14 protein-coding genes are annotated in these 18812 nt (G+C 59.4%); 4 read left to right on the forward strand and 10 right to left on the reverse strand.

From position 1 onward, the window contains the following. Nucleotides 1-131: 131 nt before the first annotated feature. Nucleotides 132-3254 (reverse strand): efflux RND transporter permease subunit, encoded by a 3123-nt coding sequence (locus IMCC20628_RS17365; RefSeq protein ID WP_047031266.1) that lies wholly within the window; start codon nucleotides 3252-3254, stop codon nucleotides 132-134. Nucleotides 3255-3270: 16 nt separating this feature from the next. Further along, nucleotides 3271-4401 (reverse strand): efflux RND transporter periplasmic adaptor subunit, encoded by a 1131-nt coding sequence (locus IMCC20628_RS17370; protein WP_047031267.1) that lies wholly within the window; start codon nucleotides 4399-4401, stop codon nucleotides 3271-3273. A 225-nt stretch (nucleotides 4402-4626) separates the two neighbouring features. Between IMCC20628_RS17370 and IMCC20628_RS17375 the strand changes: the two genes are divergently transcribed. Beyond that, on the forward strand, nucleotides 4627-5202 hold the full coding sequence (locus IMCC20628_RS17375; RefSeq protein ID WP_052766502.1) for a TetR/AcrR family transcriptional regulator: 576 nt from the start codon (nucleotides 4627-4629) through the stop codon (nucleotides 5200-5202). Nucleotides 5203-5588: 386 nt separating this feature from the next. Here IMCC20628_RS17375 and IMCC20628_RS17380 read toward each other — a convergent pair whose 3' ends face one another. From IMCC20628_RS17380 to IMCC20628_RS17405, 6 genes are all read right to left on the reverse strand, one after another. Further along, the gene (locus IMCC20628_RS17380; protein WP_047031269.1) at nucleotides 5589-6800 is read right to left on the reverse strand and encodes an ABC transporter substrate-binding protein; all 1212 of its coding nucleotides are present in this window, start codon (nucleotides 6798-6800) and stop codon (nucleotides 5589-5591) included. 49 nt (nucleotides 6801-6849) lie between these two features. Beyond that, nucleotides 6850-7545, reverse strand: a complete 696-nt coding sequence (locus tag IMCC20628_RS17385; protein ID WP_047031270.1) for an ABC transporter ATP-binding protein — start codon at nucleotides 7543-7545, stop codon at nucleotides 6850-6852. Continuing rightward, nucleotides 7535-8308 (reverse strand): ABC transporter ATP-binding protein, encoded by a 774-nt coding sequence (locus IMCC20628_RS17390; protein ID WP_047031271.1) that lies wholly within the window; start codon nucleotides 8306-8308, stop codon nucleotides 7535-7537. Before IMCC20628_RS17390 ends, IMCC20628_RS17385 begins: the two co-directional genes overlap by 11 nt. Continuing rightward, complete coding sequence (locus IMCC20628_RS17395) at nucleotides 8305-9228, reverse strand: branched-chain amino acid ABC transporter permease (RefSeq protein ID WP_047031272.1); 924 nt, start codon at nucleotides 9226-9228, stop codon at nucleotides 8305-8307. Before IMCC20628_RS17395 ends, IMCC20628_RS17390 begins: the two co-directional genes overlap by 4 nt. Further along, the gene (locus IMCC20628_RS17400) at nucleotides 9225-10088 is read right to left on the reverse strand and encodes a branched-chain amino acid ABC transporter permease (protein ID WP_047031273.1); all 864 of its coding nucleotides are present in this window, start codon (nucleotides 10086-10088) and stop codon (nucleotides 9225-9227) included. The genes IMCC20628_RS17395 and IMCC20628_RS17400 overlap by 4 nt, the downstream gene beginning before the upstream one ends. A gap of 279 nt (nucleotides 10089-10367) precedes the next feature. After that, complete coding sequence (locus tag IMCC20628_RS17405; protein ID WP_197078327.1) at nucleotides 10368-10886, reverse strand: MarR family transcriptional regulator; 519 nt, start codon at nucleotides 10884-10886, stop codon at nucleotides 10368-10370. A gap of 160 nt (nucleotides 10887-11046) precedes the next feature. Here IMCC20628_RS17405 and IMCC20628_RS17410 point away from each other — a divergent pair, with 160 nt between their 5' ends. The 3 genes from IMCC20628_RS17410 to IMCC20628_RS17420 are packed head-to-tail and all read left to right on the forward strand — an operon-like array spanning nucleotide 11047 to nucleotide 15388. Next, nucleotides 11047-13398: a xanthine dehydrogenase family protein molybdopterin-binding subunit gene (locus IMCC20628_RS17410; protein WP_047031274.1), complete on the forward strand. Its 2352-nt coding sequence runs from the start codon at nucleotides 11047-11049 to the stop codon at nucleotides 13396-13398. Continuing rightward, nucleotides 13395-14216: an FAD binding domain-containing protein gene (locus IMCC20628_RS17415; RefSeq protein ID WP_047031275.1), complete on the forward strand. Its 822-nt coding sequence runs from the start codon at nucleotides 13395-13397 to the stop codon at nucleotides 14214-14216. The genes IMCC20628_RS17410 and IMCC20628_RS17415 overlap by 4 nt, the downstream gene beginning before the upstream one ends. Beyond that, the gene (locus tag IMCC20628_RS17420; protein WP_047031276.1) at nucleotides 14213-15388 is read left to right on the forward strand and encodes a 2Fe-2S iron-sulfur cluster-binding protein; all 1176 of its coding nucleotides are present in this window, start codon (nucleotides 14213-14215) and stop codon (nucleotides 15386-15388) included. The genes IMCC20628_RS17415 and IMCC20628_RS17420 overlap by 4 nt, the downstream gene beginning before the upstream one ends. Before the next feature lie 68 nt (nucleotides 15389-15456). On the opposite strand, the gene IMCC20628_RS17425 is transcribed toward IMCC20628_RS17420, so the two are convergent. Both IMCC20628_RS17425 and IMCC20628_RS24780 read right to left on the reverse strand, forming a co-directional pair. Next, nucleotides 15457-16014, reverse strand: a complete 558-nt coding sequence (locus IMCC20628_RS17425; RefSeq protein ID WP_082128198.1) for an aromatic-ring-hydroxylating dioxygenase subunit beta — start codon at nucleotides 16012-16014, stop codon at nucleotides 15457-15459. After that, on the reverse strand, nucleotides 16011-18812 hold the full coding sequence (locus IMCC20628_RS24780; RefSeq protein WP_082128352.1) for an FAD-dependent oxidoreductase: 2802 nt from the start codon (nucleotides 18810-18812) through the stop codon (nucleotides 16011-16013). Before IMCC20628_RS24780 ends, IMCC20628_RS17425 begins: the two co-directional genes overlap by 4 nt.

Here is an 18812-nt window from a genome sequence, read left to right on the forward strand (position 1 = left end):
CGGTCATTGACCGGCCTTTTCTATTTTGCCGGCAGTTTCTGCTGGTTACCCGACACAACACCAATGGCTGGCAACCGGTACTGCTCCCAGGATCGCGAGATCAGGGCCGTACCGGCTCGGCGATTTTGCAGTCAGGTTTCAGCGGGCGTCGTGATGTCTTCCTGCTTTGTCTTGCGGCGGCGGGTGACCAGAACGAAGAACAGCGGAACAAAGAGGATGCCGAGAATAGTCCCCGTGAGCGTTCCACCGAGCACGCTGGTGCCGATGGCGTTGCGGCCGCCGGAACCCGCACCCGTGCTGATGACCAGAGGCAACACACCCAGCGAGAAGGCCATCGAGGTCATGATGATCGGGCGGAAGCGCTGGCGCGCCGCCTCGCGGACCGCATCGAATAACGGTTCTCCGGCCTCGTAACGTTCACGCGCGAACTCCACGATCAAGATGGCATTCTTGCCGGTCAATCCGACCACGGTGAGCAGTCCCACCTGGAAGAACACGCCGTTCTGGTAGCCCCCGAACAGGGTCCACAAAAGCGCCCCGAGGACACCGACCGGCATGACAAGCATGACGGCGATCGGGATCGACCAGCTTTCATAAAGAGCTGCGAGGCAGAGAAATACGGCTGCAAGCGACAGCGCGTAGAGCAACGGCGCCTGGTTGCCCGACTGGCGCTCTTCCAAGGACAGGCCTGTCCATGACACGCCGTAGCCCGGCAGTTGTTCGGCCAATCGTTCGATTTCGTCCATGGCTTCGCCGGTGGTGACTCCCGGAGCCGGTGAGCCCTGGATCTGCATGGCGCTGACGGCATTGTAGCGATTGATGCCCTGCGGACCGAAAGTCCAGCTGCCTTCTGCGAAGTTGGCAAAAGGAACGAGCCCGCCGCTGGAATTGCTCACCTTCCATTTCGATAAATCGGATGGCAGCGCACGGGCATCGGCTTCGCCCTGTACGTAGACGCGCTTGATGCGATCACGGTCGATGAAATCATTGACATAGGTGCCGGCCCAGGCGACCTGCAGCAATTGTGCTACATCCGCGGCAGAGACCCCCATCGCACCGGCTGCACGCCAGTCGATGTCGAGATGATACTGGGCGGCATCTTCAAGACCGGAGGGTCGAACCGAACCGATAAGCCCACTTTGCGTGGCCATTCCCAGCAGCTGGCCGCGGGCGGCAAGCAACTGGTCATGCGACTGGCCGTCACGGGCTTCGAGATAGAAGTCGAAGCCGCTCATGATGCCGAGTTCGGGAACCGACGGCGGAACGATCGGAAACACCATGGCGTCCTTGATGCCCATGAAGGCCGGGAAGGCGCGACCAGCGATCGCCTGGGCGCTTTGTCCGGGCAATTGCCGCTCCGACCAGTCCTTCAGGCGAATGAAGGCCAGTCCCATGTTCTGACCCTGGCCGGCAAAAGAGAACCCGACGACGCCGAACATGCTGTCGACAGTGTCCTTCTCGTTCTCCATGAAGTGTTTTTCAACCTGTTGAAGAACTTTCTGGGTGCGCTCGGCGGTGGCGCCGGTCGGCGCCTGGATAAGCGCCAGGAGAATCCCCTGGTCTTCGTCAGGCAGGAAGCCGGTAGGTGTCTGGACGAAACTCCAGGCCATAAGTCCAACCAGCGCGAGATAGATGGCGCCGATGCGCAATGGTCGACGAATGATCCAGCCGACGGTGCTGCCGTAACCACTGCTGATGCCGTCAAAGATGCGGTTGAACCAGCCAGCCGGGCCTCGTTTGGCGTGGTTTGCGGCCTTGGAGGTCAACAGCGTAGCGCAGAGCGCAGGCGTCAGTGTCAGCGCCACAAGCACGGAGAGCCCCATGGCCGAAACGATGGTGATCGAGAATTGTTGGTAAATAACGCCGGTCGAGCCGCCGAAAAACGCCATCGGCACGAACACGGCCGACAGCACCAGCGCAATGCCGATCAGGGCGCCGGTGATCTGGCCCATCGATTTGCGCGTGGCCTCAACCGGACTGAGCCCTTCTTCCTCCATGATGCGCTCGACATTTTCCACCACGACAATCGCGTCATCCACCAGAAGGCCGATGGCGAGCACCATGGCCAGCATGGTCAGCGTGTTGATGGAGAACCCGGCTGCAGCCAGGATGCCGAAAGTGCCGAGCAGTACCACTGGCACTGCAAGCGTCGGAATGAGGGTGGCGCGAAAATTCTGCAGGAACAGCAGCATGACAAAGAAGACGAGCACGATGGCTTCGACCAGCGTCTTGACCACTTCCTCGATCGAGATTTCGACGAAGGGGGTGGTGTCATAGGGAATGACGTAGCTGACACCTTCGGGGAAGAAGGCCGAGGCCTCCTCGATCTTGGATTTCACCAGGTCCGCGGTTGAAAGTGCGTTTGCACCAGCTGCAAGACGGATGGCCATGCCGGTTGACGGACTGCCGTTGTAGCGGGCGATGGTCGAATAGTTCTCCGCGCCTATTTCGACACGCGCCACGTCCTTGAGCAGCACCAGACCGCCATCGGTTGCTGCGCGGATGACGATTCCTTCAAAGTCTTCGGGTGTCGTCAGCAACGATTGCGCGGTGATCGTGGCGTTGAGTTGCTGGCCTTCAACCGTCGGCAAAGTTCCAAATGCGCCTGCCGAGATTTGCGCATTTTCAGTCGATACGGCGGCCACCACATTACTGGGTGTGAGGCCATAGGCGGCAAGCTTGACCGGGTCGAGCCAGATGCGCATGGCGTATTTGGCACCGAACACCTGTACTTCGCCAACACCCTCGAGACGGCTGAACTCATCGACAAGGGTGGTGTTGAGATAGTCCGAAAGGTCGGTCTGGTCGAGCTTGCCGTCATCAGAGATGAGTCCGATAACCATGAGAAAGCTGGCAGACGATTTCTGGACAGTCACGCCCAGGCGCTGCACTGTTTCGGGCAGCAGCGAGGTGGCTTGCGATATCTTGTTCTGCACCTGCACCTGGGCAATGTCCGGATCGATGCCTGTTTCGAACGTCAAGGTAATTGAGGCCGTGCCGGCAGAGGTCGAGCTCGACGAGAAATAGCGGAGCCCGTCGAGGCCGGTCAGCCGCTGCTCGATGACCTGGGTCACCGTGTTGGCAATGGTTTGTGCTGATGCACCCGGATAGCTGGCCGAGATCGAGATCGTCGGCGGTGCGATCTGCGGATATTGCGATATCGGCAGGGTCATGATGGAAAGAACGCCCGCACCCATGATGATGATCGAAATCACCCATGCAAAGATCGGCCGGTCGATAAAGAAACGTGCCATGTCGGTCTCCGCGAGTTCAGTTCTTGGCCGGTTGTTCGGCACGTTCTTCGGGCGCGACGGGGGCGCCGACCGCAATCTTCTGCAGTCCTTCGACGATGACCTTGTCGCCTGCCGCAAGGCCTTCCGTCACGATCCAGTCAGAACCGCGATCACTGACAATCGTCAGAGTACGCTGCTCGACAATATTGTCAGCGCCGATAACCATGGCTGTCGGATTGCCGCGACGGTCGCGCGAGACCCCCTCTTGCGGGACGAGAACTGCGTCATTGATGACGCCCTGCGGCATCTCGACCTGAACATACATGCCAGGCAGCAGCATTTCGTCGGGGTTTGGGAATGTCAGACGCAGGGTTACGACCCCGGTCAATTCATCCACATGCGGTTCCGCTGCTGTGAGTTCACCAGTTTGGTCGTAGGCTGTGCGGTCAGCCAGTGTCAGCTCGACCTTGGTGTCGATATTTGCGCCAGCTGCCTTGGGACCCTTGCGCTTCCAGCGGATCAGGTCTGCAGCTGATTGGGCAACGTCGACATAGACGGGGTCGAGCTTGCGGATCACTGCCAGCGGACTGGTCTGTCCGGAAATGACGAGCGCGCCCTGGGTGGTAAGCGAAAGGCCAATGGCGCCCGAGATCTGGGCACGAATTGTGGTTCGATCCAGGTCGATATTCGCTGAAAGCAGTTGCGCCTTGGCGACCTGCAAGCCGGCATCGGCTGTGTCCCGGGTGGTAAGGGACGTATCAAGCGCCTGCTCACTCGTAACATTGCTCTTGCGCAGGGTTTCCATGCGCTTGAGGTCGCGATTGGCCGAATCGAGACTGACCTGAGCCTGATTAACCGCGGCCTGCGCCGCAACGACCTGCGCCTTGTAGGTGGCTGGATCAATCCGGTAGAGGACGTCGCCCTCCTTCACTGCCGAACCTTCTTCAAAAAGCCGATCGACGATGATGCCGTTTACCTGCGGCCGTACTTCCGCAACACCGGAAGCGACAACGCGTCCCGGAAGTGTGGAAGTGACAGTAACGGTCTGCGCCTGCACCGTGACGACAGTGACAGGTGTGGGCGGACGCTCCTGCTGCTGCGCCGAGGCGGCGGACGCCATCAAAGCCAAGAGCAGGAATGAAACGAGGGAGAAAGGCGCTAACCTCATCAAATAACTCCGTTAATAATGGAGTACCCGCTTGGCGAAGACGACCGCAGCGGGTAATATGGAAACTAGGCGGTTTTATATTTTTTTTTTCGTAGGAAGCAAGCGCAACAGCAAGCACGAAAGTGTGACTGCGAACCCGGGAGATTTGACTTGTTGCCAAAGTGCCGCAATTCCAACCGTGGCCCCGGTAGGCCGCGCCAGCTCGATTCGTCGGAACGTGAAGCAATGATAATCGACGCAGCCGAAAGGGTCATCGTGGCCCAAGGGCTCGCAGGCGCTTCGATGGCGGCGATTGCGCACGAGGCCGGCATGTCAAAGCGCACGCTTTACGAGGTGTTCGAGAGCCGTACCGCACTCTTCGCGTCTATCATCCGGCGCATGCACAACATGTTCACCCGGCCACTGACCAATGCTGAACTCGATCAACCACTCGGGCAGCGCCTGCGCCTGTTGTTGTCGCCGACCGGCAAAGAACTCGCCGATCTCCTGCCGCTGGCAATTCTCCGTGCTGTCATCGCGGAGGGCGAGAGGCAGCCGGATCTCGTGCATGAATTTCTACGGGAAGGACCTTATGCGCTCTACGCCATGATTCGCGTGGAGCTTGACCGCTCTGTTGGCCGTGGCGAGATCCGTATCAGCGACACAGAAGCCGCCGCACGTCTGTTGGCCGACATGGCGCATGAGAGCGTGCTCGAAAACCTCGTGATCGCTCAGCCGGCTCGCCGGCGACAGGAAGCGTCCGAGAGCCGGCTGGAACTCGCCATTCGCGTGTTTCTCGGTGGCATAGCGGAAACCGAATAACCGGCGCCCCGGAGAGTGTCCTGAACTCGGAGTATCGGGCCCGGTCCATGCGCCGTGCGGGTTTTGGAAATAGTCACGCGTTGAAGCGCGATTCAAGCGGTTAAACAGCACCAAGCATTGGTTTCTCTGAGAGAAAAATGGCGCCCGAAGGCAGATTGAACCACCCACACGCGGGTTTTCAATCCTGCTGTCTGGAAACCAAAGCAGGTTGACAAGGCCGGCTGAAACCCCAGTAAAAATGCCACGCACGCATGAGGCCCCCGCTTGGGCTACGCCCTCAAGGCAGTCTCATGCGTGCGAATACCGTGGCCTGGTTTTACGCCACCCATTGGTCGGGTTTTGCTCCACCGTTGACAGGCCGCCGAAAACGGCGGCCCAGTCAGGTTCTATTTGAAATCTGAAGCGGGATAGAATTTTTCCGCCACCCAGGCGCCGTCTTCGGCGCGCAGGATCTGGTAAGACCCTGCAGGCGTACCACTCTTGTCCATCGTCAGCGGCCCGGAAGCGCCTTCGAAATCGATGTCGGTGCCTGCCGCCAGCATTTCCTTTGCCTCGGCAAAGGATGCAACCGGCGTACCGCCTTCACTCACATCCCGAATGACGGAATTGAGCGCCTCGCCGGTGCATCCTTCGGATGCCTCCAGAGAAAGGGCGGCCAGCATGACCATGTCATAGGAGTTCGCAGCGAAGGGTCCTGGTGCCTTGCCGCTCGATGCCTTCATGCGTTCTGCAAAGGCCTTGTATGCAGGCAGCGAGTTATCCGGCTCGGCCAGTTCGACAAACGCCTTGCCATTGAGAATTCGCGGGTCGATCGCTTCAAAGACCTCAGGCACGGCGAGGTCTGCCGTGAGCAGCCATTCACCCTCAAATCCACCGACAGCGGCTTCCTTGAGGACGGTGATGCCCGATTCCTGACCACCCGCCAGATAGATCGCATCGGGATTGTGGGACAGGACTGAAATCAGCTCTGCCTGATAGGACGGCTGGCCCGGATTATAGACGACATAGTCGGTCAGCTCGATTCCTGCACCGGCCAGTGTCTCGCGCGCAACCTGTGCCGGCGAGATGGTGGATTCCTCGTTCTGGACAAGAAACGCCACCGACTTGTAACCGCGGTCGGTCAGCCACAGGCCCGAAGCAGCACCATCACCAAGGTCCGAAGACACCGTGCGATAGACATAATCTCCGCCGATATCATTCAGCGTGATGGTTCCGGCATAGGGCGACATCACGACAGTCTTCTTGCGCTTTGCCAGATCGACCAGAGCAACCATTTCGCCGGACGTCGGTCCGAGGATGGCAACAGCCCCTTCGCTGTCGATCATGTTGGTGGCTTCGCGGATCGCGTGTTCCGGGCTGCCGCCAGTATCAGCGATCACCGTACGCAACATCCCGCAAGATGTGCCGCCGGCTTCATTGATTTCGGTGACGCCCAGCTTGATCGCATCCGCGACGATTTCGCCGAATTCGCCCAGTTCACCGGTCAGAGGCACGAGGATGCCGATGGTGGCGTCGGCTGCCGCGACAGATGGCATAGCTGCAGCAGCGACTGCGACGAGTGCGGTCATGCCGCAAAGTCTATTCTTCAAAAGTTTCATATGGCTGTTCTCCTTGTTTATGTTGGACGGGCTTTGCCCGGTCGGCCCCCTACAGAAGCATCTCTTCGAGACGACCCGGTTGCAGCAGGTCGGCGCTCGGCAGGGTTTCACGGTTGCGCCCGGCATCAATCATCCAGGTGGTCCGCGATATGTTCAGTATTTTTTCAGGGTTCTGTTCCACGACCCAGATAACGCTCATGCCCTTGCGGGACAGTTCGCATACCCAGTCGACGATCCGGTCCACGAAGATCGGGGCCAGTCCGGCTGTCGGTTCGTCGAGGATTAGAAACTTCGGTGCACCAATCAGAGCATTCGCAATGGCCAATGTCTGGCGCTCGCCGCCGGACAATGTCGAGGCCTGCTGATTTGCCCGATCCTTCAGGATCGGAAACCGATCATAGGTATCTTCAATCCGCGGGCCGGTACCGGTAAAATTCAGCGCCGAAGCCAAAAGATTGTCGCGCACAGTCAATTCGGCGAATGTGTTGCCTTCCTGCGGGACATAGGCGATGCCCGCCCGGGTGACCTCAAGCGCGGTGGAGCCGGTGATGGCCTTGCCATCGATAGCGATTTCGCCACTGCTTACTGGAAGACGCCCCGCAATTGTCTTCATCAGCGTGCTTTTACCGGCCCCGTTGGCCCCAAGCACACAGGTGATTTCACCCGACTCAGCACAAAAATCAATTCCGTGCAGAATGGTGACCTTGCCGTAGCCGCTGTGAACCGCTTTGACTTCAAGCTTCATGTTCTGTCCCCAGATAGGCTGAAATAACTACAGGATCACGGCGGACCGCCTCGGGCTCGCCTTCCGCCAGAAGTCCGCCGTTTTGAAGCACGACAATGCGGTCTGCCAGATCGAACAGAAATGTCAGGTTGTGCTCAACCACGATCACGGTCGTTCCCGCTTGGTGCAAATCGCGAAGCAAGCTGGCGAGCTTGACCTGCAGCACAGGGTCGACGCCCGCTGTCGGCTCATCGAGCAGCAGAATGCGCGGGGCCCGATTCAATTGCCGTGCGACCTCCAGCATTCGCAGTTCACCACCCGAAAGATTGGCAACCAGATCATGGCGTCGATCGATCAGTCCGACCCGTTCAAGCGAAGCTTCGGCGCTTTCGCGCAATTCCGCGTCCCCACTGCGCCAACGGCCAAGAAGTGCAGCGATTGGGCCCTCATGCGGGTTGTGTGCACCCACCATGATATTGTCCAGGACACTGAGGGATGGAAACGCACGCGGTGTCTGGAATGTACGCCCCAGTCCCATGCCCGCAATATCCTGCGCCCGGCGCCCCGACAGATCGGTTCCGTTCAACAGGACTTTGCCCTCGGTCGGCGCCAAGACACCGGAAATCAGATTGAACGTTGTGGATTTTCCCGCCCCGTTCGGCCCGATCAATCCGAGGAAATCGCCACGTTGGACCGAAAAACTCAAGCCCTCGGCGCCACCGACAGCACGCAGTCCACTGAATTGCTTGACGACCTTTTCTACGCTCAGGATTGTGTCGGTCATGCCTTCGCCCTCCGCGACAGTTTTTCCCAAGGCTGCCAGCGCAACACGATGATGAACAGGATGCCGGTTACGACCTCTTCGACCGATGCCGCGATCTGCGCGGCACGCACGGATTCGAACGGAATGGAGCCGACCGCCTCCTGGAAGAACACAAGAGCGAGTGTGCCGAGTATGGCGCCCAGGATCGTCTTCTCCCCGCCGAGCGCAAGTGCGATCCAGACAAAGAACGTAATCTCGGCCGTGAACAGCGCCGGCGACACAAGGGTCGTGGTCATGGCGTAGAGCGCACCGGCGAACCCGATCGGGATCGCCGAGATCACGAAGACCTGCAGCCGGATCCGAGCACCGTCCTTGCCAATGGCTTGCGCCGCGATTTCATCGTCATGGATGGCATCAACAGTGCGACCGAACGGCGATTTCAGCAGCCGGTGAAAGAAGAATGCCGTCACCAGCATCAACGCCACAGCCGCCATTGCATAGGTCAGCATGTCGTTGAGTCCGATCAATGTGGGATCAGGACGTTCGACGTTGGACAGGCCGACACTTCCGTTGCCGATCCGACGCTCATTCAGGAGGAAGGAATGCAAGACTTCGGCAAAGGCGAAAGTCGTCAGCGCCAGATACTCGCCCCTCAGCCGCAGCGTCGGCCACCCTGTAACCAGAGCGAAGAGAAGCGACGCGACACCCGCTGCGAGAAAGCCCAGATACCAAGGCAATCCAAAGCCGAAGGCATATTGATCAAGACCGCTTGGCGGCTCTTGCGTGAAGATGGCGTAGGCATAGGCTCCGGCCGCGAAATAGGCGACGGTTCCAAAATTGATCATGCCGCCGCGTGCATATTGAAGGTTCAGCGACAAGGTCAGGACCGAGAACATCGCGCCAAAGGTGAGTGTCGTCAGGATAAGAGAATAGAGGGTCATCGGGATTTCTTTCCTGCTAGTCCTTCGGGACGGAACAGCAACACGAGGATCACCACTGCAAAGGCGATCAACGGCCGATAGCCGGCAGGTATCCAGAACACCGATAGATCCATCGCTACACCTACGATCAGACCTGCAGCAATCACGGCGTAAAGCGACCCAAGCCCGGCAAGAATCGCCACTGCAAGGATCTGAAGGATTTGGTGGAATGCGATATCCGTCGACAGCGTCGCCACGATGGCCAGCATTGTGCCGGAGAGCCCGGCCAGACCGGACGAAATCATCCAGGTGATCCGCGAAGTGGATTTCACGTCAATCCCGCGCGAAGCCGCCAGTTCGGGATTGGCAGAGATTGCCCGGATGGCAAGCCCCATGGATGTCTTGTTCAGGAACAGAGCCAGTGATCCGGTGGCGACAGCGGCAAAAGCCACGACCAGCATCTGGTAATCGGTGATCCGAAGCCCCCAGAAACGGTAGCTGGTGGCGAGCGGGATATCGAGCGTTCGAATACCCGTGCCGACCAGCGCATCCACTGTCCCGCCGATCGCATAGGCGACACCGACAGAGGTGATGAGCAGGACCGATGGCCCCAGCTTGCGAATGGGATCGTAGACAATGCGGCCGATGGCAAGACCCACAAGGGCGGTGAAGACGATGCCTACAACTGCGGCAGGCACGATATGCCACCCGAGAAGATTGTTCAGTCCCCATACGGTAAAAGCAGAAACGCCGAGCAACTCGGCATGGGCGATGTTGAGAAAGCCCTCGACACGGCGGGTGAATGAGAACCCTATGGTCGCCAGTATGAGAAACGATCCGGTCACAATACCGGTGAGAAAAAATTGCAGGAAGAGCGTCACGAAATCAGCCCCCTGCCAAGCGGGCGATCATTGCCCCGAGGCCTCACGCTGAGCGCGCAGTCCGTCATCTGCCATATGGGTATCATGCCGGTTCCGTTCCCCTAATTTTTTTTATACAGTATACCCCTCTTTCCTCGAGGGCAAAGTTTTTTTAATCAGGATTTTAATTAATCGACAAATTATTGATATAACACGGTTTATGCCGTATAATTGCGGCCCTACCAGCACTGAAAAGCAGGTTTCAGCCCCGTAAAGTCAGCACGCAGGGAGGCGGGCAGATCAGGTCATCGGAGCTCGACTAGCCGAATTGTTCGCCTCGATCATCCGGCACAGCGCATCCATGAAAAACCTGCGCTCTTCAGGCTTGAGCGGGGCCATCATGCGGTCCTGCGCCGCCTCCATGGCCGGGCGCATTTCGCGCACCAGCGTTGCGCCTGCAGGAGTAATCGCGACCAGTTTCATGCGCCGGTCATCCGGCGATGCCGTGCGCATCACCAAATCCTGCCGGGCCAACCGCTTGATCACGTCGGCGCCACTGGTGCGGTCGACGCCGACCGCCTTGGACAATGACAACTGATCCATTGCGGTGTGTGCAGCGAGTACCGAGAGCATTGCGTATTGAACGGGAGTCAGTCCACTGTTGGCGAACTCCTCGGCAAACAGACCTACGTGGATCTGGTGCAAACGCCGCACCAGATAGCCCGGGCGGTTCCAGAGGTCATCAAGCCGCTTGTCATCGCCCTCCATTCCCGTACGCAGCAAAGCTGGTTCAGCCGTGTGATCAATCGGTTCAGCCATGATATCGACCTCCCATCCCAAAAGTTCATTCATCCCTGAGCTGCACTGTGCGTGTTGCCAGATCCCAAGATACGAAGTATACCCCCTATTGAGAAATATCAAGTTTCGGGAGCGGTCCGAAAACGCCCCCTCACATCTCCTGACACAAGAGGGCTGAAAGATGAACACCGGCATCGGCGCACGCATTCCCCGTAAGGAAGACAGTCGGCACTTGCGCGGTGCAGCCCAGTTTGTAGGCGATATCAAGATGCACGGCAGCTGGGAGGCCGCATTCGTTCGCAGCCCCCTTGCCCATGCGCGAATTCGCTCCATCACCAAGCCGGCAGGGGCTGAAGGGCGTGTCTTCACGATCGACGACCTGACTGACCTGCTGCCAATCCGGGCAGAATCAAGCCTGCCCAGCTACAAGATTTCCGACCACCCGGCGCTCGCCCGGAACAAGGTTCGTTTTGTCGGTGAATGCATCGCTGTCTGCATCGCTCCTACGCGTGCTGAGGCGGAAGATCTCGCCGAAGCGGTGACTGTCGACCTTGAACCGCTGCCCGTGCATGTCGACGTGGAATCGGCGCTGGCGCCGGATGCCGCGCGACTGCATGAAGAATGGTCCGACAACCTGTTTCTCAGCACCACCTTTGACAGCGACCTGTCGGATGCCCGCGCAAAAGCAACAGTGGTGATCGAGCGCGAATACGCGACCGCACGCCAGTGCATGGTGCCGATGGAAGGCAAGGGTACGCTGGCCTTTTGGGACGGCAAGACCGAACAGCTGGTGGTCTACACCTCGACCCAGGTCCCGCACCTTATCCGGACCGGCATCGCCCAATGCCTGCAGCTTGATCAGGGCGATGTGCGGGTTATCGCGCCCGATGTGGGCGGCGGTTTTGGCTACAAATGCGTGCTTCAGCCCGAAGAGCTGGTCGTGTCATGGCTCGCCCGGTCTACCGGACGCCCTATTCGCTGGACCGAGGACCGGCGCGAGCACCTGACTGCGGGTGCCAACACCCGAGAGCACAAATACAAGATCACCGCCTATGCCGATGACACTGGCAGATTGCTCGGACTGGACGCAGACATTTGGGTCGATATCGGCGCCTATTCGGTCTGGCCCTTTACCGCCTGTCTCGAGGCGGCACAGGCCGGGGGCAATCTGCCCGGCCCCTATGATATCGGCGCCTATTCCTGCCGCACCTACTCGGTTGCAACCAACAAGCCCGGATTCACTCCTTATCGCGGAGTCGCGCGACCGGGGGTCTGTTTCGCCATGGAACTGACAATTGACGCCATCGCCCGCGCTGTCGGCCGCGACCCTCTCGAGGTGCGCGAAATCAACCTCGTCCAGGGCAGCGCCATGCCCTACACCAACATCACCGGCAAATACTACGATACCGGCGACTACCCCGAGGCCGCACGTCAGGCTGCTGCAATGATCGACGCGGCCGGCTTCCGCAAACGCAAGGAGGCGGCGGCAAGGGAAGGCCGTTATCTGGGGATTGGATACTCGTCCTTTACCGAACAGTCGGCACACGGCACCAAGGTCTTTGCTTCCTGGGGACTGGCACTGGTTCCGGGCTATGAGCAGGCAATGGTAAAGCTCGCACCGACCGGGTCGGTGGAGGTCAGGTCGGGCAATCACTCCTTCGGCCAGGGGCTGGAAACCACCCTCGCCCAGGTTGCCAGCGAATGGCTGACGGTGGACATCAGTCAGATCAAGGTGACGATGGGCGACACCGGGACGACGCCCTATTCCACCGGGGCCTATGCTTCGCGCGGAATGGTGATGGCGGGCGGAGCGGTCTCCAAGGCCGCGGAAGAGCTTTCCCGCCGAATCCGCGCGATCGGATCGCACCTTTTGCAATGCAAGCCTGAGGAAACCGAACTGAAGGAAGGCGCGGTGTTCTGCGGTGCAGCCTCGGTGAGTTTGAAGCGGATTGCACAGGCCTGGTATTTGCGGCCCGACATGCTGGCCGACAATGTGAACACAATGGGCCTCGAGGTAACCGAGGGCTACAAGCCCGACATCGACACTGGTGTGTTTACCTACGCAACCCACGCCGCCGTGGTCGAAGTCGACATCGCCACAGGCAAGGTCGACATCAAGGACTATGTTATCTTCGAGGATTGCGGGCGTCGTGTGAACCCGCTGATTCTGGATGGACAATCCTACGGCGGTGCCGCGCAGGGTATCGGCACGGCCCTGTTCGAGGAGGTGATCTATGATGCCGCCGGACAGCCGCTGACATCAACACTGGCCGACTATATCCTGCCTGGCCCGGCCGAACTTCCGTCGTTTCGCCTTGGCCACTCCGAAACTCTTTCGCCCCATACCCGTCACGGCATCAAGGGTGTGGGCGAAGGCGCAGCCATTGCGCCCAGCGGCGCCATTGTGAACGCGATCAACGATGCACTTTCGCCGCTCGGGGCCGAACTGACGCGCATTCCCGCGACGCCGCACCGCATCCTCGAGGCGATCTTCAACGCTCAGGACGCAAGCGGAATGGAGGCCTCGAAATGAAGCCAGCACCTTTCACCCATAATCTGCCCGGGACACTTGCCGCTGCCTCCAAGGCGCTCGGAGCCCATAACTCAAAGGTGATCGCAGGCGGCCAGTCGCTTGGCCCGATGATGAACCTGCGGCTGGCGCGGCCTTCTGCGCTGGTGGGGCTAACGCATCTTGACGAGTTGCGGTTCATCCGCAGGGACGGCGACACCATCATCATTGGCGCAGGAGTGACCCATGCGCGAATCGAAGATGGCGACAGCGATATCGAGCTGCCGCTGATGTTGCGCCACGTCGCGCGCAACATCGCTTATCGTGCAGTGCGCAACAAGGGCACGATCGGTGGATCTCTCGCTCATGCCGATCCTGCTGCCGATTGGGTCACGGCGATGACCGCGATTGATGCGGTATTGGTGATCTCCAAGGCGGGCAGCAAACCACGCCGGGAACCCATGGCGGGCTTCATGCAGGGAGCCTATCGCACGAAACTGCAGCCAGGCGAGATTATCACCAGTGTGGAAATCCCCGCAGCCATGAGCGAAGCGCATTGGGCCTATGAAAAGATCTGCCGCAAGGTCGGCGAGTTCGCCGATGCAATCGGTGCAGTGGTGATCCATCCCGGGCGAAAATACGCACGGGTGGTGGTCGGCGCGACGGAGGGTCCACCGATCCTGCTCAATGACATCGCGCGCGCGATCGCCAGCACCGCGAAGCGCCCCGCACTGGAGGACATCGATGCGGCACTCGCCGCCCATCTGCCCGGTGCGGACCGGGTCAAGCGCCAACTCCTGAAGACCGCGCTCTCGCGGGCCATCGCAAAGGTCATCCCATGAACGCTCCTGTCGCCTCCCCCATCGCCGCGCAGACCGTGACCCTTACCGTGAATGGTCGAAGCGAGACCGTGACCGTGGCGCCCCGTACACAGCTTGCCGACATCCTGCGGGATCATCTCGATCTCACAGCGACCCATCTGGGCTGTGAACAGGGTGTCTGCGGCGCCTGTACCGTGATGGTGGACGGCAAACCGACACGATCCTGCCTGATGTTCGCGGCATCGTGCGAGGGCGCCACGGTCGAAACCCTCGAGGGCTATGAGGGCGACGACCTGATGGACCGGCTTCGTGATGCCTTCAGGACCAACCATGCACTTCAGTGCGGCTTCTGCACACCCGGAATGCTGGCGACGGCGCGCGATCTCGTTGAACGCCTGGAAGAGCCGGACGAGTCGCGCATTCGCCACGAGCTATCGGGCAATCTGTGCCGTTGCACGGGCTATGTCGGGATCGTGGCTGCCATCGCGCAGGTGATCGAAGAGCGCAAGGCGCTCGGAATTGCGTCAACCGGGGCTGCGCGCAGCCCTCGCCCGGAGACTACGGGCTTCACCCCCTTTGATGCAGCCATCACCGACAAGCCTGTTACGGCGGCCGTCTCTTCTGGCACAGTGACTGTCGAGGATGGCTGGTCTGTCGTCAAGCGCGAGGTCACCCTGGTGCATTCACCCATGGCTGTCTGGAAACATTTTTCCGATCTCGGCGCTGTTGCTGCCTGCTTGCCGGGCGCGAGCCTTTCGAAATACGATGACAGCACATTTGCCGGACACGTCAGCGTCGCCTTTGGCCCTATCGCTGCAAAATTCGAGGGCGAAGGTACCTACGATACCAATGATGAGAGCCAAACCGGCAGGGTGACTGGGCGCGGCAAGGACCGTGGCGGTCAGTCAGCTGTCGAGGGCGAACTCAGCTATACAATTCGGCCCGCCTCTCAGGGACCGCAAGCCTCGATCGTGGATGTGAGCTTCCGTTTTCGAATCCAGGGGATGCTGGGCCAGTTCAACAGGCCTGAACTGGTCAACGGTTTCGTCGACTACATCCTGGGCGAGTTCGTCGCCAACTGTGATTCCGTTCTGTCTGGCGGCGAAGTCCGCGAGAGCAAGGGGATCAGCGCCTTTGCAATGATCCGCGCGGTCGTTGGCAGCAAATTGAAGTCGCTTTTTGGCAGGAACTGAGCATCCAATATAAAAAGAGCCCGGACACATTCACGTCCGGGCTCTTTGTTCTATCTGGTCTTCGCCTATCAGACCGGCAACACCAGTGCGTTATGCACCAGAAGCGTATCGTAAATCGCGACCCTTGATTTCAGCAGCAATCTGCCATCTTCCTGCGGTTCAAAGACATCCTGCATCCGCCCTGCCTGATGCAGTCGACCCTCGGGCCATTCAGCCAGAACCTCGATCAAGATATAATTGGCCTCGGCCTTGATCGTCCCGTCCTCGCCAATTTCGATGATGCGGGTGTTGGTCATGTAATGACGCAGGTAGCGCGGGCCAAACATCGAGGTCTTGGCGATCGCCATCGCCCGGTCCTTCATCATGTTCTTGCCTTCGCAATACACCAGGCCCACCGGCAATCCGTAATCGTAATTTTCGCGGCTGACGATGTTGTAGAAGCCATCTTCGGTAAAGAACTCCGGCCAATCCTCGAGATCGCCATCGTCGAGTACCGCGCAATAGATCGAGTTGAAAGCTTCTACTGCGTGTTTCGCTTCGCGGAACGCGGGATCGGCTGCACGGATGAGCGCGCCTTTCACATCCTTCAGCCCCTTGTCGAGCGTCGGTCTCAGTTCCCGGGTCATAGGCCCATCTCCTCACGCCAATGCTGATAGAGAGCACGGATGGCCGCCTCGGAAATCAGCGTTTCAGATGTCCCGGCAGGCACGTCGGGATCAAGCTCCACCATGTGTTGCGAAGGTGTCGAATTGAGCATCCCGTCCTGCACGAACTTGATCGCTTCGTTGTCCTCTATCCCGAGAAAGCCGGCCGGGCCCATCAGATTGCCCTGGCGCAGACGGTGGCGGGTCATCTCATCGTCGTCGTCCTCATAACCGAACATCGTCCAGATCATCGTGAACTCGTCCGGGCCGTTTGGTACAATCTGGCGAACGCCGAGCGTGTTCATCTCGCGCTGAACGATCAGGTTGGGCCAGACCACCTGCATGGTCACGGACCAGGGACTGTCGAATTCCGGGACATAATCCATCAGGCGTGTATCGGCGAGAGTCATACCGTCGCGATAGGCACGCATTTCCTTCTTGTTCTCATCGGAGACAACGTTGTCGCTTTTCGCTGAAGCCATGGTCGAATGGCGTCCCTTGGGATCGCAAATCATCGCAGACTTGTTACCCGCTACAAGCAGTCCGAAGGTGACCAGAAAGGTGTGCAGCAACGTGGCGTGATAAGGATCCTTGAGATTTTCGGGATAAAGCTTCCAGTTGCCCATGATGGTGTGGCGGTAGTGGCCCAGGAGCTTGAGTTTCCGTCCCGAAAAAACGGCATCGTAGTCCTTCAGCATGTCCTCGCCGAGATAGTCTTCGATGCTCTCCACGTCGTTCGAATAGGAAGCGAAGATGACGCCCCCTCGCCGCGCGACGTTCAGCTTGCGGAGCCCGTGATCGGCGGGATTGAAATCGGCGGGCATTCCGCCTGCGCCGTTGGCGCCACGCCGGAAGGGCACGCCGGCGAGGTTGCCTTTAAGGTCGTAGCTCCACTCGTGATAGGGACAAACGAATTCGGTGGCATTGCCTCGAAGCTCCCGGCAAAATTCGGCAGCGCGGTGCGAGCAGCGATTTTCGAAGACATGCACCTCGCCGTCCTCGTCGCGCGACACAACCACCGGCGTGGGGCCGACATATGAGCGAATGAAATCACCGGAGTTCATCACTTCGCAGTCGAGCCCGACGTAATTCCAGGTTTTTCCATGGAAAATCCGTTCGACTTCGCGGTCGTAGATTTCCTTGTTGGTGTAGACCCAGTCGGGCACGCGGACGAGGCCCTCGGTTGGCCAGACGAACCGGCTTTCGATAGGTTGGTGTTTCATGTCATCTTCCTCGTTATCGCTTGCAACCGACCCCTCGGTCGCAAGCGGCTGTCCATTGGCCATCAGCGCCTTGGCCGCACGAAGCGCAGACGGGTCGCCGAAGTCGATCACACAATTGACACGGCCGATTTTGTCCTGCGCCATGAAGACAGGGGCCTTGTCGCCGTCACGGCGGATCACCGGCATATCGGCACTGACCTGACCGAAGATCTGGACTGTGGTGCCAAACAGATCAGACCAGAACCATGGCGCATCTTCTGCTGCCGGGCTGAGCTTGGCGATATGACGCCCGGCACGATCGGCACTGAGGCGGGCGTTCTGCCAGCTTTCCATGCGAAGCGCAGGACCACCGGGACGGTCCTGACGCACGGCGACATCGCCGACCGCATAGACACCCGAAAGGTTTGTGCGGCTGGCCATATCGACAAGGATACCGCCACGTTCCGCCGTCTTGATTCCGGCCGCCTCGGCCAGATCGTCATTGGGGATCGCACCAATGCCTGCGATGATACAGTCAGCCTCGATCATGCGTCCGTCGCTCAGACCGACGCCTTCGTCACTGACGTGAGTAATGTTGGCCTCCAGCTCGATCTCGACTCCGTTTTTACGGGCGATATCGGCGAGGTAATCAGCTGGTTCAGCAGGGAGAAGTCGTGTCATGAGGCGGGACTGCGCCTCGATCACGGTGACCTTCGCGCCGAGCTTGCGCGCCGCCGAGGCCAGTTCCAGCCCGATGAATCCGCCACCAATGATGGCAACATTCTTTGCCTTGCGCAGAGCCGCACCCAGCCGTTCTGCATCGGTCGAATCACGCAGATAATGCATATGCGTCGTGTCCGAGCCGCTGCACTTGAGTTCGCGTGGTCGAGCACCGGTCGCAAGGATCAAGATGTCGTAGGAAAGGCTTTCGCCGTTTTGAAGAGTGATCATCTTCTCGGCAGATTTGATTGAAACGACGGTGGCGCCGAGCTTCAGATCGAGTTGCAGCTCTTCGGCCTGACCAGTCTCGAAAACATGGGCATCCTGAAGCGTCGTTTCGCCCAGGAGCAATCCCTTGGACAGGGGTGGCCTCTCATAGGGCGGATGCGCCTCCGCACCGACGATGACAATCCGCCCGCCAAAGCCGTGCTTGCGCGCCGCGATTGCGGTTTCTGCGCCGGCCTGGCCTGCGCCAATGATGACCATGGTCCGGTCATCCGAGCCAATGACGCTGGTGACGGCTGGCGTGGCGTCGGGCTTGGTACCGGGAGTGTTCACGTCGACCCAGACGTAACCGTCTTCCTGCTTTACCGCATAGGTGGCCAGGTCCTTGGTCACCGGTGCGCAAAGCGCCTTGCCCGAACGTATGTCGAACAGGCCTTGATGCAACGGGCACTCGATGCAGCCGTTCTCGACGTGACCATCGGTCAGATAGGCGAAGGCATGGGTGCAGATGTTGCCAGTGGCGTAAATCTCGCCATCGACTGCCCAGAGCGCAATCCGCAGCCCATCGGCCTCAGTGGACACGGAACCTTCATCCAGAACCTGGGAGGCTTTTACGGTCTTGAACCAATCCAT

This window comes from Hoeflea sp. IMCC20628 (genome assembly GCF_001011155.1).
Classification (GTDB): domain Bacteria; phylum Pseudomonadota; class Alphaproteobacteria; order Rhizobiales; family Rhizobiaceae; genus Hoeflea.